The organism is Plantactinospora sp. WMMB334 (assembly GCF_049179095.1).
GTDB lineage: Bacteria > Actinomycetota > Actinomycetes > Mycobacteriales > Micromonosporaceae > Plantactinospora.
On the sequence record NZ_JBMHME010000002.1, the window covers coordinates 4,741,324 to 4,756,822 of the forward strand.

The following is a 15,499-nucleotide window of genomic DNA, read 5'->3' on the forward strand; positions in this document are numbered from 1 at the left end:
ACCGGGACGCAAACGGCCGGCGGAGACGCACCGCCGGCAGCAGCTATCGGGGCATGGGGAATTGCCGCTGGTCGCCGGGAACGCTCCCGGCGGTACCGTCAGCGGGGCGGGCGGGCCCCACGGACGGGAAACGGTCAGCGGTGGCCTTCCGGCCGCTGACGCCACCTCTCCTCGAGTCGGTCGATCAACGACAGGCGTCGCCCACTGCGGACGCGGCGGCTGGTGGTGCCGCCGACCACGTGCAGGTCCGGTGACTGCGCCTTGCGCTGCGACAGCATCGCGAAGGCGGCCGCACCGAGCATCACTACGAAACCCGCCACTCCGAGCAGCGGAGTTTTGCTCACCGTGCCATAAACGACCAATGCAAGGCCAGCGATGATCACGCTGACCGCGACGAGCAGGCGACGCCGCGCGTGGAAACGCGGATCGCTGGCGCGCACAGCCGAGGCGAACTTTGGGTCCTCGGCAAGCGACTGCTCGATCTGTTCGAACAGCCGCTGCTCGTGCTCCGAGAGCGGCACGGCACTCCTCCCCGGTCACGTTGGTCGGTCCGGTCGGACCGACAGACCGTGGCAGCCCAACCGGCTGCTTACCCGCCAGTCTACGAGGGGGGTCGCGGGTCGGAAAGCGGGACGACCCATGGCCGGGCCTGATTTTCCGTCCGCCGCAGGTCGCCGCGCCCCAACAGGCTCGCGGGACGCACCATGGAACGCCCGAATCGGGCAGCGGCGGCATCGGCGGCCGCCTCCGCGTCCCGCCAGCCGTGTTCGGGCGCGTCGAGCGCGAGCTGCCGGGGTGTCTGGTCGCCGTCGCTGAGCCCCTCGACCCGTACGCCGATCAGCCGGATCCGGTCACCCGGGGCGAGGGCGTCGAACAACGCCCAGGCGGTGTCGAACACCTCCCGGGTGCTGTCGGTCGCCCCCGTGAGGGTGCGGGACCGGTTGACCGTCCGGAAGTCGGCGAACCGGACCTTGATCGACACCGTCCGCCCCACCTGCCCGGCCCGGCGCAGCCGGACCCCGACCTTGTCGGCGAGCGCGAGCAGCGCCCGGCGGATCGCCTCCGGCTCGGCCAGGTCGGTGTCGAAGGTGACCTCGGCGCCGATCGACTTCTCCGCGTGCTCCGGGCTGACCCGGCGCGGATCCCGCCCCCAGGCCAGCTCGTGCAGGTGGGTGGCGGCCGCCTCGCCCACGCCGGTGCGGAGCAGCCCGATCGGCGCCTCGGCGATGTCCCGGACCGTCCGCAGGCCGAGCCGGCGCAGCGTCTCGGCCGCCCGCTCCCCCACCCCCCAGAGCGCCTCGACCGGCAGCGGATGCAGGAAGTCGAGCACCTGGCCGGCGGGAACCACGATCATCCCGTCCGGCTTGGCCCGAGTGGAGCCGAGCTTGGCCACGAACTTGGTCGGCGCCACCCCGACCGAGCAGGTCAGCTGCTCCTGCTCGGCGACCCGGGCCCGGATCAGCCGGGCGATCCCGGCCGGCGGACCGAGCAGCTTGCGCGCCCCGGCCACGTCGAGGAACGCCTCGTCCAGCGAGAGTGGCTCCACCAGCGGGGTCACGTCGCGGAAGATCTCCATCACCGCCCGGGAGGCGGCCGTGTACTGCGCGAAGTCGGGCGGCAGGAAGACCGCCGACGGGCAGAGCGCCCGGGCCCGCATCGCCGGCATGGCGCTGCGCACGCCGTACGCCCGAGCCTCGTAGCTGGCCGAGCTGACCACGCCGCGTGCGCCGACCCCGCCGACCACGACGGGCCGGCCGCGCAGCTCGGGCCGGCGGCGGACCTCGACCGCGACGAAGAAGGCGTCCATGTCGACGTGCAGGATCGGCGAGCCGGAGTCGTCGGCGTCCGCACCGAAACGCGGATCACTACCACGTGGCACGGACTGGCTGCGACCCATACCGGCAGGCTAACCCGGGGGTACGACGTCCGCGCCGCCCGGGAACGACCCCACGTCCGGGCTGGCCCGCGGCGGGAAACCGGCTGGGGTGGCGGTCGAGGTTGTTGCGGTCATCGAGGATCAGGGCGGCGATGCAGACACTTACCGCGGACGATGACCGCGCGCGGCCTGTCGAGTTGGTCGAGGTCGCTCCGGGGATCGGCGTCGAAGACGACCGCATCGGCCGGGGCTCCCTCCACCAGGCCGGGCAGACCGAGATAGGACCTGGCCGTCCAGGAGGCGGCGGCGATCGCCTCGTGTGGTGACACGCCGGCGACCACCAGAGTGCGGATCTCATTGACGATGCCGCCGTGTGGGCGTGAGTCCGTACCCGCCAGCACGGTGACGCCGGCCTCGACGGCGGCAGCCGTGAGCCGGCCGTGCACGCTCGCTCCCGACACGTACCACCGCTTGCGTGAGCTGTCCGGCTCGGCGGAGATCCGCCGCAGGGAAGCCGTGATCACCGAGAGTGTCGGCGTCAGCGCGATGCCCTGCTCGGCCATGCGTGGCAGCAACGTGGGGTCCAACCCCATGCCGTGTTCCACCGAGTCCACCCCGGCCTCGACCGCGACCGTGCCACCGGCGGAGTGCTGTGAGTGCACCGCAAGACGCCCGCCCACCGCGTGTACGTGAGCGACAGCCTCGCGCAGTACCTCCACCGGCATGACGTCGTCACCGAAACGCCAATCGATCACGATTTTCGCCCACCCGGTACGAGCCGCCTGCTCGGCCGCGACGGCGGGCAACTCGGCCGGCTCCGGACGGCGGCCCCAGCCCTCGAAGAACTGTCCGTGCTGAGCGATCCACGGACCAGCATGGAAGGCTCGTGGGCTGTCGTCCGCGAGACCGAACCAGTCAGGCGGATCGCCCGCAAGACCGGGAGCCCGGATGAGCGCGACTCCCGACGCCAGATGCGCCCGAAGATCCTCCCGCAGGACATCGGGATCCAGTGGTCGTCCCGGTGCCTCCGCTCCTGGATGCGTGTGCGCGTCGACCAATCCGGGCAACAACCAGCCTTCGGCTACCAGCTCGGCGCCGGCGACCGGATCCGAGGTCCATCTGTCGCCGTCGGCATAAAGGTCGACCGGTTCCGCCTCGGGAAGCGCGAAACCACGGACCCGCAGTACCGCCACCAGCCCACCCCCGCGCCCGAGTCCCAGCCGACCCGGGCGGCATGCTCGACACGCCGTCCGGCGCATTCGAGGCTACCGAGTCACGACCTTCCCGGCCATGACGCGACAACGGACCGACGAGAGCTAGCTCCGGGGCGAGGGTACGACCAGCAGCGGGATCGTCATCTCGGTCGCCGTGCACGAGCCGTGGTACGCGACAAGCGTCGTCTCAATCGGATTGTGCGTCTTCGAGGCGAGCACCACCGTCGGTCCCAGGCAGGCCACCACCACGTCACCGATGCGCGGCAGATGAGCCTCGGGCACCGGCCCGAACCAGCCGGCCGAGACCGCCTCCTCCCGGGTCGCCACCCAGGCCTGCTCGCCGAGCACCTCCGACCAGGCGGCCACCACGTCGGCGGTCGCCCCGGGCAGGGTGTGCAGGTAGCGGACCCGGGCCTCGCCGGCCACCACCCGGATCCCGGCCCGCAGCCGGGGGTCGGTGTCCAGGTCGTACCGCCCCTGCGCCGGGATGTCGAGCTGGCCGTGGTCGGCGGTGACCAGCAGCGCCGCGTCCGGCGGCAACCCGTCGACCAGCCGGGCGAGCAGTCCGTCGACCTCGGCGACGGCGGTGCGCCAGTCGGTCGAGTCGATGCCGCTGAGGTGGCCGTGCCGGTCCACGTCCGGGTGGTAGCCGTAGACCAGGGTCGGCCCGTCCCCGGCGGTGAGCGCGCCGAGCATCCCGGTGGCCAGCGCGTCGACGTCCTCCGCGCCCCGGTACACCCGATTCCGGTACGCCGCCACGCTCAGCCCGGTCTCCGCCAGCGCCGGCCGGCTCACCACGGTCACCGCCACCCCGGCCGCCTCGGCCCGCTGCAACTGGGTCGGCAGCGGCTGCCACCGGCGCGGATCGGGACTCTCCCCGACACCGGCGGGCGCCCCACCGGCGCTGGCAGACCCCCCACCAGCGCTGGCAGACGGCCCACCAGCGCTGGCAGACCCCCCACCGGCGCTGGCAGACGGCCCGCCGGCACCGGTGGGTGGCCAGGAGCCGCTCGGGCGGTCGCCGCCGACCGGCGAACCCGGACCGCCGCCGGGGAAGTCCGGGCCGTCGACCGGCGACCCGGGCCAGTCGATGTGCGTGAGCACCCGGTCGGTGCCGGGCACGTTCACCCGGAAACCGAGCACGCCGTGCGCGCCGGGCGCGGCCCCGGTGCCGAGGCTGACCAGACTGGTCGGGGTGGTGGAGGGGAAACCGCAGGTGAGCGGGCGGCCGAACCGGGCGGCCAGGTCGGTCAGCACCGGCGCGTGCGGGGCGGCGACCGGCAGCTGGTACCAGCCGAGCCCGTCGACCAGCAGCACCGCGATCCGGCGTACGCCCGGCAGCCGGTCGGCCAGCCGCAGCGGGTCGCCCGCCGCCGGGTCGTTCGCCGGTACGCCGAGCACGGAGAGCGCGCTCGGCAGCACGTCGGCGAGACTGCCGCCGACGTAGTCCGGCCGGACCAGGGCGAGCGGGTCGGCCGGGCTCGTCATGCCGGGCGGCGGGCGAAGAGGTGCAACTGGGCGGCGATGTCCCGGTACGGCGGCTGGGCCGCCGCGGCCAGCTCCAGGTCGAGCAGGGCCGCCGGATCCGCCTCGGCGGCCACCGGCGGGATCAGGTCGGCGAAGACGCGTACGCCATGGGTCCGCTCGACCGCCAGCCCGGCGGCCGTCAGCAGCGCGGCGGCGCTGTCGGCGTCGTAACGCCGCCGCAGGGTGTCCCGGGGCCCGGCGTGCCCGTCCGGGTCACGCAGCAGCGCGGCGGCGACGTCGAGGTGGCCGTTCGTGACCCGGCTCAGCACCGCGGCGGCCCGGTTCGCCACCAGTACGCTGGCCGCACCGCCCGGCCGCAGCGCGGTGCGGATCGCCCCGACCACCCCGGCCGGATCGTCGACGACCTCCAGCACGGCGTGGCAGAGCACCAGGTCGGCACCGGCCGGCTCGACGAGGCCGGCGAGGGCGTCGCCGTCGCCCTGCACCGCGCGTACCCGGTCGGCGACCCCGGCCTCGGCGGCCCGCCGGGTCAGCGCGGCGAGCGCGTCGGGGCTGGCGTCGACCACCGTCACCCGGTGGCCCGCCTCGGCCAGCGGCACCGCGAACCCGCCGGTCCCACCGCCGACATCGAGCACGGTGAGCGCCCGCTCCCGCTGCCGGTCGAGCTCACGGCGCAGCACGGCCCAGACCACGGCGGTACGCGGGCCGGTCGCCGGGTTGGCGGGACGGCTGCGAGTTGACTCCACCCTTCGCTCCACCCGACGAGCCTAAGGCACCCCGGGGCAGCCGGGCACGCCGGCGCCAACGGTGTTAGGAGGGGGCCCTTCTACAACAGAAAGCGATAAGCGGGGGCCCTTCCTTACACCCCTCAGCGGAAGTCGCGGGAGGTGGGGGTGACGGGTGGGGTGATCGCGTCGAGCCGGTCGGCGACCAGGTTGGTCACCCCGTCGTGCCGCTCCAGCCGGCCCCGCACGAGCAGTGCGTTGCTGGTCCGGGCCACCGTGCGGTAGCGCTGCCAGAGCCCGGGTGAGCAGGTGACGTTGAGCATGCCGGTCTCGTCCTCCAGGTTGACGAAGGTGACCCCGGCGGCGGTGGCCGGACGCTGCCGGTGGGTGACGATGCCACCGACCCGGATCCGGGTGCCGGGCTCGATCCGGGTCAGCCGGGCGATCGGCACCGCACCGGACGCGTCGAGCTGGGCCCGGACGAACCGGACCGGATGGCTCTCCGGGGAGAGGCCGGTGGCCCAGACGTCCGCGACCAGCCGGTCGACGGCGTCCATCCCGGGCAGGGTCGGCGCCGCCGCCCCGGCGATGGTGCCGGGCAGCCGGCCCGGCTTCTCCTGCGCCGCCGCACCGGCCGTCCAGAGCGCCTCCCGCCGGGTCAGCCCGAAGCAGGCGAAGGCGTCCGCGGTGGCCAGCGCCTCCAGTTGCGCGGCGGTCAGCCCGACCCGGCGGGCCAGGTCCGCCATGTCCCGGTACGCCCCGTGCGCGCCCCGCTCCCGTTCGATCTTCTCGGCCAGGTCGTCGCCGAGGGTACGCACCCCGGAGAGCCCGAGCCGGACCGCCGGGCCGCCCAGCCCCCACCGGTGCGGCGGTTCACCCGGTGCGCTCCCCCACCGGGTCTGGGGGGTCGACTCCAGGATGGCCTTGGCACCGCTGGCGTTGATGTCCGGGCGGCGTACCTCGACGCCGTGCCGGCGGGCGTCGTCGACAAGGGTCTGCGGCGAGTAGAAGCCCATCGGCTGGGTGTTCAGCAGCGCGGCCAGGAACGGGCCCGGGTGATAGCGCTTGAGCCAGGAGCTGGCGTAGACCAGGTAGGCGAAGCTCATCGCGTGGCTCTCCGGGAAGCCGTAGCTGGCGAAGGCGGAGAGCTTGAGATAGACGTCGTCGGCGACCTCGCCGGTGATGCCCCGCTCGGCCATCCCGGCGTAGAGCCGGTCGCGGATCTGCGCCATCCGCTCGGCGGAGCGCTTCGCGCCCATCGCCCGGCGCAGCTCGTCGGCGCCACCGGCGTCGAAACCGGCCAGGTCGATCGCGAGCTGCATCAGCTGCTCCTGGAAGAGCGGCACCCCGAGGGTCTTCTCCAGCGCGTTGCGCATCAGCGGGTGCGGGAAGGTGACCGGGTCCAACCCGTTCTTGCGCCGGATGTACGGGTGCACCGAGCCGCCCTGGATCGGGCCGGGCCGGATCAGCGCCACCTCGACCACCAGGTCGTAGAAGCACTCCGGTTTCAGCCGCGGCAGGGTGGCCATCTGCGCCCGGCTCTCCACCTGGAACACCCCGACCGAGTCGGCCCGGCACAGCATGTCGTAGACCTCGGGGTCGTCCAGGGACATCGCACCCAGGTCGAGGGTCGACTCGATCATGTCGTACGCGTAGTGCAACGCGGAGAGCATGCCGAGGCCGAGCAGGTCGAACTTGACCAGCCCGACGCTGGCGCAGTCGTCCTTGTCCCACTGCAGCACGGTGCGGCCCGGCATCCGCCCCCACTCGACCGGGCACACCTCGATCACCGGCCGGTCGCAGATCACCATCCCGCCGGAGTGGATGCCGAGGTGCCGTGGAAAGCCCGCCCCCCTCCCCGAGCCGCCAGCCAACTCGTTGGCGTACGCGACGACCTGCTCGGGGATGCCGTCCACGTCGACCGCCGCCACGCTCCCCCACCGGTCGATCTGCCTGCTCCAGGCGTCCTGCTGCCCGGGAGAGAAGCCGAACGCCCTGGCCACGTCCCGCACCGCCGACCTCGGCCGGTACGAGATGACGTTGGCGACCTGGGCGGTGTGTTCCCGGCCGTACCTGGTGTAGACGTGCTGGATCACCTCCTCCCGGCGGTCGGACTCGATGTCGACGTCGATGTCGGGCGGACCGTCCCGCTCCGGGGCGAGGAAGCGCTCGAAGAGGAGCTGGTGCCGGACCGCGTCCACGTTGGTGATCCAGAGCGCGTAGCAGACCGCCGAGTTCGCCGCCGAGCCCCGGCCCTGGCAGTAGATGTCGTTGTCCCGGCAGAATTTCACGATGTCGTAGACCACCAGGAAATAGCCGGGAAAGCCGAGCGCCTCGATCATCCCCAGCTCGTGGTCGAGCTGCCGGTACGCCTCCGGGTGCGCGTCCCGGGGGCCGTAGCGGTGCAGCGCGCCGGTCATGGTCAGCTCGCGCAGCCAGCTCATCTCGGTGTGCCCGGGCGGCACCGGGTAGTCCGGCAGCCTCGGCGCCACCAGGTCGAGATCGAAGGCGAGCTCGGCGCCGAACTCGGCGGCCCGGGCCACCGCGCCGGGATAGGCGGCGAACCGGGCCGCCATCTCAGCCCCGCTGCGCAGGTGGGCGGTGCCGGCGGCGGGGAGCCAGCCGTCGATCTCGTCCAGGCTGCGCCGGGCGCGTACCGCCGCCACCGTGGTGGCCAGCCGGCGCCGGGACGGGGTGGCGTAGTGCACGTTGTTGGTGGCCACGGTGGGCAGCCCGGCACCGGCGGCCAGCTCGGCGAGGGCGTCGTTGCGGTCGCCGTCGTACGGGTCGCCGTGGTCGGTCAGCTCCACCGCCACCGTCTCCGCCCCGAACAGCGCGGTCAACCGGTCCAGCTCCCGGGCCGCCGCCTCGACCCCCTCGGTGAGCAGCGCAGCCGGCACCGCCCCCTTCCGGCAGCCGGTCAGCACGAGAACGTGGTCCCTCAGCTCCCCGGCGACCTCTTCCAGCTCGCCGTAGACCGGACGGCCCTTCTCACCGCCGCGCAGTTGCGCCCGGGCGATGGTGCGGGCCAGCCGGGCGTACCCCTCGGGGCCGTGCGCGAGCACCAGCAGGTGCCGGCCGAGCGGGTCCGGTTCGCCGTTCTGCGGGCCGGGCAGCCCGAGCGAGACCTCGGCCCCGAAAATGGTGGGCAGCCGCAGCGCCCGGGCCGCCTCGGCGAACCGCACCACCCCGTAGAACCCGTCGTGGTCGGTCACCGCCAGCGCGGTCAGCCCCAGCCGGGTCGCCTCCTCGGCCAGCTCCTCCGGGTGGCTGGCCCCGTCGAGGAAGCTGAAGTTGGTGTGTGCGTGCAGTTCGGCGTACGGCACCGCACCCTCGGCCGGGGCGGGCAGCTCCGGCGGGGTGTAGCCGGGGCGCTTTCGGGCCCAGGCCGGGGAGTCCCCGCCGTCGGCGTCGACCGCGAGCGGGTCCACCACGTGCAGGTGCCCGCCCCGGCGGGGCGGGCGTCCGGAGAGCGTTCGTTCCAGCTCCGACCAGGGCATGTCGGGGTTGTGGAAACTCATCGGGTCGCCGCCCCGGCCCCGGTCACAGCCCGGCCCCGGTCACAGCCGACCCCGGCCACGGCCCGGCCCTAGTCATAGATCGCCTCCACCCACCAGTGCCCACCGGCGAGGGAGAGCAGCATCGCGGCGCCGTCGGCCAGCTCCACCTGGAACCGGGCCCGCCGGCTGGCCTCGGCCGGAGCCCACCAGCGTTCGTCGACCGGCCAGGGCCCGGCCCAGGCGACGATCTCACCGGCCCAGACCGCGGCCCCGCCGGTGGCCCCGCCGGCCCCGCCGGTGGCCCCGCCGGCCCCGCCGGTGGCCCCGCCGGCCCCGCCGGTGGCCCCGCCGGTGGCCCCGCCGGTGACCGCGCCGGCCCGAGCGGCGGCCTCACCGGCCCGGACAGCGGCCTCAGCAACCCGAGCGGTGACCTCACCCGTCCCAGCTCTGGCCCCGCCCGTCCGGGCGGCGGCGCCGGCCGGACCGGCGCCGGCCGGCGCGCCGATCTCCAACCGGGCCGGCGGTGCACTCACCTCCAGGCGGGCGGTGACCCGGACCGGTTCACCGGCGGCGTCGAGGACGGCCGCCGGCATCGGCTCGGGCAGTACGACGGCGGGGGCCGGTGCCGGCAGTCGGCCCGGCCAGGGCGGTGCCGGCGGCCGGAGCGGAACCCGTTCGTCGCCCCACGGCACGAACCGGACCTGCTCGACCGGGGAACGTCCGCCACCGAGCACGGCGGTGACCACCGCGTCGGGGCCGAGCAGTCCCTGCACCCGGCTCAGGGCCCGGCGTGCCCGCTCGCGTTCCTCTCCGGTCTCGCCCCAGAGCCCCGGTTGCAGGCCGAGGTGGGTCAGTATCCCCTCGGGTACCAGCCGCAGCCGGATGATCCCGGCGGTCGGCCGGGCCGGACCGGGCCGGCCGGCCCCGGGCCGCCGGCTGGTCCCGGAGAGCCAGCCGTCGAGCTGCCAGCGCACCCGGTCGGCGATCGCCGCCGCGGTCAGCAGGCCGTCGTGCCGCCAGACCCGGTGCAGTTCCTGGCCGTGCGCGGTGACCGCCTCGATGCCGAGCCGGGTGCAGGCCAGGGCGTGCCCGGCGAGCCTGTCGTGCAGCCGCTCGGCGAGCGCCCGGGCGGCGAACGCGGCGGCGTCGACCCGGTCCAGTGGCTCGTCGTACGTCTCGGTCACCGCCAGGTCGGGCGGCGGGCGCCGGACCGCGAGCAGCCGGTGGTCCCGGCCACTCGCCAGCCGGTGCGCCAGCGCCCCGTCGAAACCGAACCGGGCCAGTACGTCCCCGGCGGGCAGCGCCGCGAAGTCGCCCAGGGTCCGCAGGCCGAGCCGGCGCAGCAGGTCGACCAGGTGCGGCCGGCCCAGCGCCGCGATCGGCAGGCCGGCGAGGAACTCCGGGGTGCCGCCGGGCGGCACGATCCGCCCGGTCCGGGCGGCCAGTCCGGCGGCGAAGATCCCGTCGGCGACGCCGAGCTGGATCTCCACCTCGCAGGTCTGGGCGACGTGTTCGACGATCCGTTCGGCGGCCCGCTCCTCGCCGCCGAAGTAGCGGGCCGGCCCCCGGGCGGCGACCCCGCACATCCCCGGACGGATCACCTCGACCCCGGCGACGACCTCCTCGACAGCGGCGACCACCGGCTCGAAGGCGCGGGCGTCCCGACCGGGGTCGTGCTCCACGGTGGTCAGGTGCGGGCAGCGGCTCTGCGCCTCCCGCCTGCGCAGCCCCGGGCGCACCCCGTCGGCGCGGGCGGCCGTGGAACAGGCGACCACCCGGTTGGCGTGCAGCACCGCGACCGGGGCGGCGGCGGAGACCCCGTCGACGATGTCGGCCGCGACCACCGGCCAGTCGGGGCACCAGACCAGCATGGCGCGTGCGGCGGCGCGCTGCGGCGACACGTCGATCCACACCTCCTTGACCTGCAGTTGAGCCGATCTTAGAACGTGTGTTCGAGTCATGTTGTCCCGACCCGCCATCCCGGACCGGTCCACGGCACCAGCCCTCCGCCGCCCACGGCGGGCCACCACGGGTTGCCCGGGTGGGATAGCGTGTCGCCCGTTCTATGGGGAGATCCCAACAACTCGGGGAAGGCTGTCACTTGTCACGTTGGAAGAACGCCGCGGTCCTGACGATCTCCGCGCTCACGGCCCTGGCGTTGACCGCCTGCGGTTCGGGCACGGACGCGCCGGGCGAGTCGAAGCAGCCGAGCGTACTGGAGCAGCTCGCCAGCGACCTCAAGGGTTCGCTGCAGAAGGTGGTCGACAAGACCGGCACGACCGATTCCGTGACCATGACCATGGAGGGCACGGCGGCCGGCGAAAAAATCAAGATGCAGGGCTCCCTGGACCTGCGCGACCCGGTCAAGGCGGAGATGACGATGGAGGGCCCCGACGGCGCTCCAACGACCATCCGGATGATCGGCGCCGTCATCTATGTCGAGGTGCCCGAGGCGGACCGCGCGGACCTGGACGGGAAGCGCTGGTTCAAGATGGACCTGAGCGCCGCCGGCGCCCAGGCGGGGATGGACTACGCCAAGCAGCTCGAGGACGTCGACCCGACCAAGCAGGTCAAGACGCTGCTGGCGACCGAGGGGACCACCGTCGTCGGTGAGGAGACCCTGAACGGGGTGCCCACGGTCCACTACACCGTCACCGCCCCGGTGGCGACCTATCTCGGGCAGCTCGAGTCCGACGCGCGCAAGACGGTCGAGCAGGAGCTGACCAAGAACGGCGTCAAGGAGGTCAAGATCGACCTCTGGGTCGACGAGCAGTACCTGCCGCGCCGGGCGCACATGGTGATGGGCACGATGAGCGACATGACGATCGACTACACCGACTACGGCAAGCCGGTGAACATCGAGACTCCGGCCGCGTCGGAGACCGCCGACTTCGCCGAGATGCTGAAGGATCTCCAGGGCCTCACCGGCTGAGCCGGTCACCCGGGCTTCCCGCCGTGTTCCGCCCCGCTCCAGAGCTTGTCGAGGAGCGGACGGGACACGGCGGAGGCCGGGCGCGGAACGTCACCACGTCCGGACGACGGTGAGTGAGCTCCGCCGCGCGGTGGGCCTGACCGGAGCCGGCACCGGCGCCGCCGGCACCACTGCTTCCGGTCGCCCCGGTGGCGCTGGCATCCGGCGGTCACCCGGCAGCCACACCCGGATCTCCTTGGGGCGTACGGCCGCGCCACGCCCCCGGGCCGAAATGGTCACCTCCCGCCGCCGTAACCTGCCGCGCCCCTGCTCCAGCCCCTCCCACCGGCCGTGCAGCACCTGGAGGGTGAGGTCGGCTCCGGTCCAGCGGCCGTACGGCACGAAGACGCTGCCGCGCTGCCGGGCCCGGGCGGCGAGCCGGTCGGCGACCGAGGCGGAGACCGCGCCGGGTACCGCCGCGACCACGACGTCAACCCCGTCGATCAGGGCGGCGACCACGCTCGCCCACTCCGGGCCGGGATGGGGGACGAGGGCGAGCCGGTCCAACGCGATGCCGAGTTCGGCGGCGGCAACCGCGCCGAGCGTGGGCATCCCCACCACGGCACACCAGGCGCCGCCCCGGGATGCCTCGACGAGCAGCGCCAACATCAGCGAGGTGCCACCGCTGGAACCGGGGCGGCCGACCGCCACCGTGCTGCCACGCCGTAACCCCCGCTGGGGCAACAGCCCGGCCAGTTCCGACAGCACCGGCAGGGTCCGGTGCGGATCGGTCGTCGCCGGGTCGCTCGCCGGTCGCACCAGCCCGGCCAGGGCGGTGGAACCACGCACCATCCGCCCCGCCATCGTGACTGCCCCCGTGTTCCCGTAGCCCGCCGTGTTCCCGTAGCCCGCCGTGTTCCCGTAGCCCGCCGTGTTCCCGTAGCCCGCCGTGTTCCCGTAGCCCGCCGTGTTCCCGTAGCCCGCCGTGTTCCCGTTGGCAGCGTTTCCCGGGTCGGCCGGTTGGTTTCCCGTGTCCGTGGTCGGCGGTTGTCTCAGGCGGCGGCCGTGCCGTCGAGCACCGGTTGGTGCGCCACCCCGAGCGCCACCTCGATCACCGCGACGAACTGCTCGGCGGCGCGGAGCAGGTCGTCGGCCTCCCGGGCGCTCACCACCCGGGGAATGCCCGCCTCGGCGGCGGCCCGCTTGGTGGCGCCGGTGGCGAAATAGTTGGCCCACTCGCCCAGCTCCGGGGCGACGACCACCAGCAGCGCCCAGACGCTGGTGACCCGGTTTCGGCGGGTGGGTGCGGGACGGGCCCTGGCGGCGAGCATCGCCGCTGCCGCGCGCAGCGCGGCCAGGTGCGCGGTGGCGTACCGCAGGCCGTCGGGACGGGTCTCGGCGGCTTCCGCCAAGCCCATCCGGGCGATCGTCAGCAGTTGGGCCGGGGTGCGGTGCGGCAGCACGTGCGTCGGCACCGTCGGCGCCTGGGCCTGGCTGGTCGGCATGGGACTTGTCTCCTCCGCGTCACCCGATTCACCGCGTCACCCGGCGCCGGCCGGCATGACCGCGCTGGTCAGCGCCAACACAGCGGCGCCGGTCAGCGCCGCCGGTCAGCGCCAGCACGGCGGCCGAGGGTGACGCACCTGGTCTGGCTGGTCCGCTGCGGAGGAAGACGCAGCGGTGTGTGGCCGGCCGGATGTGGACGCTTCCCCACACCACACCCGACCGGCCGAACCTGGCGGGTTCGTCGTCCGCCGCCCGGGGGTCGTGGGCGGCGGACGACGACCTGCCTGGTGGGTCCGGACTCGCGGATCCGGATCCCGTGCGGTCCGCGAAACCGCATTCGGGGGTTACGCCGCGAACGCCACCCCCGGCATCAGCCCGAGCGTCCGACCGGCGGTGCGACTCGGCCCGGTGGTGCGGCTCGAATCGACACCCACCCAATCGAACACTCGTTCTAACTACTGGAGAGAGTACACCCCGGCACCGACAAAAACGCAAGCGTCCGCGACCACCCGGTGCGTCCGTCGGGTACGGGTCAACACCAGTTCAGCGTGGAGTTGTTCCGGGTGACGTTCCGGATGACGTTGTTGGCGCCGCCGCAGGGACTCTGGGTGATGTTGGTGTTGGTCACCGTCAGGTTCTGCAGGGTGATGTTCGAGGAGATCGGAAACTCGCTGCGCGCCGCGATCCGGACCTCGCCACCCCCGGTCACCGTCCCGGACTGCCCGGCGATGGTGACGTTGTAGCAGTTCTCGATCAGGATCGAGTTGTTGCCGGTGTTCGAGATGGTCACCCGGTCGATCACCGCGCCGCCGCTCTCCGAGACGCAGAAGATGCCGCGCCCGCCGCCCCGGGCGATCACGTTGCCGACCCGGATGTTCGTCGGGTAGCTACTGCCCACCCGACCGTTGCGGTTGGCCATCCGGAATCCCGCGTACCCGGTGCCGGCGCCGGCGTTGTCGGCGTCGACCGTGCCGACGGTGGCGTTGATGGTGTCGTTGAGCAGCAGTCCGGACCCGCCGACGCTGCGGGCGGTGACGGTGCCGACGGTCAGCCCGTCCACCCCGTACGTCTCCACGCCGTGGGTGCCGCTGCCCTGGACGTACACGGTGTCGATCCGGATGTTGCGGACCTTGACCGCCCGGTCGCCGCCGTGGTTGTCGATCCGCACCCCGAGGCCGCCGGAGAGCCGCATGTCGATCTGGCCCAGCGTCAGGTTGTTGACGTTGCGCATGAAGATGCCGTAGAGCGGCGACCCGGTCAGGTTGAGGTGCTGCACCTCGATGTCGGTGGCGCCCCGGGCGTAGACCGGGGCCTGGTCGCCGGAGCCGGAACCGGTCACGTTGATCGTGCCGCAGACGTCCAGGACCGTGTAGCTCGGCAGTGAGATCCGGGAGTTGGCGCTCACCGAACCCGAACCCCGGACGACCACCCGCTGCTTCGAGGTACGCCCCGACGACAGGCTGTTCACCGCGGCCTGCACCGCGGAACGCATGTCACTGCCGGTGTAGACGGTGCTGCCACCGTTGCGGGCGGTCCAGGTGCTGCCGTTCAGCACCGCCTCGGCGTTGAACGAGCCGCTGCCGCAGCCGTTGCCGCTGCCGCCGTCGCCGCCGCCGCCGCCGGAGCCGACCCGGATCATCTGCCACTGCTGGTTGTAGCCGTCCAGGTCCTGATACTGGGCGATGATCCCGCCGTCGGCGGTGGACCACTCCCAGACGTCCAGCGCCTTGCCGCTGTGCCGGCTGATCAGGCGCACGTGCCCACCCTCGGAGTCGGCGACCCCGAAGTGCTGGCGGGTGGTGCCGTTGTCGGCGTTCTGGATCAACTGGGTGCCGTCGGAGGTGTTCGGCATCTCCAGGAACTTGCCGCTGTGCCGGGACCTGATCTTGTAGTAGCCGTTGCCCGCGCCGACGAACTGCCACTGCTGCTGGTTGCCGTCGTTGCGGGCCCACTGCACGATCGGCGCGCCGTCGTTGGTGGCGAAGTCGTAGAGGTCGAGCGCCTTGCCGCTGTGTCGGGAGACGAACACGTAGTAGGCGCCGGTGTCGATGGTGGCCGCCGCCGCGGGCGGCGCGCCGACCGCGGTGCCGGCGCCGGCCAGCGCCGTGGTGAGCGCCAACGCCAGGCCGGCTCGCCAGCGGCGTCGTCGTGACCGGCGGTCGGGTGGCGTCCGGTCGGTGGTGGTGAGCGTCATGGGTCCTCCTGAGCTGGGAACGGTGGCCGGGAAAGCCCCGCGACCGGTGGCCGGGAACCGGGCGCCGGGCGGCGGCCCGCACGCG

Annotated in this window: 10 protein-coding genes and 2 pseudogenes; 1 reads left to right on the top strand and 11 read right to left on the bottom strand. The window is 73.6% G+C overall.

Going from position 1 to position 15,499, the window contains the following annotated elements; translation table 11 throughout:
* Window positions 1-134: 134 nt before the first annotated feature.
* The 8 genes and pseudogenes from ACN27G_RS20130 to ACN27G_RS20165 form a co-directional block, all read right to left on the bottom strand.
* On the bottom strand, window positions 135-521 hold the full coding sequence (locus tag ACN27G_RS20130; protein ID WP_101367165.1) for a DUF3040 domain-containing protein: 387 nt from the start codon (window positions 519-521) through the stop codon (window positions 135-137).
* Between the two features lie 80 nt (window positions 522-601).
* Window positions 602-1,897, bottom strand: coding sequence for a DNA polymerase IV (locus ACN27G_RS20135; RefSeq protein WP_421494326.1), 1,296 nt, complete (start codon window positions 1,895-1,897; stop codon window positions 602-604).
* Between the two features lie 110 nt (window positions 1,898-2,007).
* A complete protein-coding gene (locus ACN27G_RS20140; RefSeq protein ID WP_421494327.1) occupies window positions 2,008-3,069 on the bottom strand; it encodes an amidohydrolase family protein in 1,062 nt (353 codons plus the stop codon).
* Between the two features lie 123 nt (window positions 3,070-3,192).
* Window positions 3,193-4,194, bottom strand: coding sequence for an alkaline phosphatase family protein (locus tag ACN27G_RS20145; protein ID WP_421497398.1), 1,002 nt, complete (start codon window positions 4,192-4,194; stop codon window positions 3,193-3,195).
* Window positions 4,168-4,431: pseudogene (locus ACN27G_RS20150) on the bottom strand (alkaline phosphatase family protein); the annotation flags it as partial. The pseudogene ACN27G_RS20150 and the gene ACN27G_RS20145, both read right to left, overlap by 27 nt.
* Before the next feature lie 143 nt (window positions 4,432-4,574).
* A complete protein-coding gene (locus ACN27G_RS20155; RefSeq protein WP_421494328.1) occupies window positions 4,575-5,336 on the bottom strand; it encodes a methyltransferase domain-containing protein in 762 nt (253 codons plus the stop codon).
* A 110-nt stretch (window positions 5,337-5,446) separates the two neighbouring features.
* A complete protein-coding gene (locus tag ACN27G_RS20160; RefSeq protein WP_421494329.1) occupies window positions 5,447-8,824 on the bottom strand; it encodes an error-prone DNA polymerase in 3,378 nt (1,125 codons plus the stop codon).
* Between the two features lie 68 nt (window positions 8,825-8,892).
* Window positions 8,893-10,674 (bottom strand): annotated as a pseudogene (locus tag ACN27G_RS20165) (DNA polymerase Y family protein).
* Between the two features lie 230 nt (window positions 10,675-10,904).
* On the opposite strand from ACN27G_RS20165, the gene ACN27G_RS20170 reads away from it, so the two are divergent.
* Window positions 10,905-11,735, top strand: a complete 831-nt coding sequence (locus ACN27G_RS20170; protein ID WP_421494330.1) for a hypothetical protein — start codon at window positions 10,905-10,907, stop codon at window positions 11,733-11,735.
* Between the two features lie 90 nt (window positions 11,736-11,825).
* Here the strand turns inward: ACN27G_RS20170 and ACN27G_RS20175 are convergent, their stop codons facing one another.
* The 3 genes from ACN27G_RS20175 to ACN27G_RS20185 all read right to left on the bottom strand — a co-directional run bounded on the left by ACN27G_RS20175 (window position 11,826) and on the right by ACN27G_RS20185 (window position 15,414).
* On the bottom strand, window positions 11,826-12,578 hold the full coding sequence (locus ACN27G_RS20175) for a hypothetical protein (protein ID WP_421494331.1): 753 nt from the start codon (window positions 12,576-12,578) through the stop codon (window positions 11,826-11,828).
* A gap of 188 nt (window positions 12,579-12,766) precedes the next feature.
* Window positions 12,767-13,219, bottom strand: a complete 453-nt coding sequence (locus ACN27G_RS20180; RefSeq protein WP_421494332.1) for an SAV_6107 family HEPN domain-containing protein — start codon at window positions 13,217-13,219, stop codon at window positions 12,767-12,769.
* A gap of 533 nt (window positions 13,220-13,752) precedes the next feature.
* A complete protein-coding gene (locus ACN27G_RS20185) occupies window positions 13,753-15,414 on the bottom strand; it encodes an RICIN domain-containing protein (protein WP_421494333.1) in 1,662 nt (553 codons plus the stop codon).
* Between the last annotated feature and the right edge of the window lie 85 nt (window positions 15,415-15,499).

Coding starts and splice junctions, on each gene's coding strand:
- ACN27G_RS20135 (WP_421494326.1), bottom strand. CDS start 1,897: ATGGGTCGCAGCCAGTCCGTGCCACGTGGTAGTGATCCGCGTTTCGGT.
- ACN27G_RS20160 (WP_421494329.1), bottom strand. CDS start 8,824: ATGAGTTTCCACAACCCCGACATGCCCTGGTCGGAGCTGGAACGAACG.
- ACN27G_RS20175 (WP_421494331.1), bottom strand. CDS start 12,578: ATGGCGGGGCGGATGGTGCGTGGTTCCACCGCCCTGGCCGGGCTGGTG.
- ACN27G_RS20180 (WP_421494332.1), bottom strand. CDS start 13,219: ATGCCGACCAGCCAGGCCCAGGCGCCGACGGTGCCGACGCACGTGCTG.
- ACN27G_RS20185 (WP_421494333.1), bottom strand. CDS start 15,414: ATGACGCTCACCACCACCGACCGGACGCCACCCGACCGCCGGTCACGA.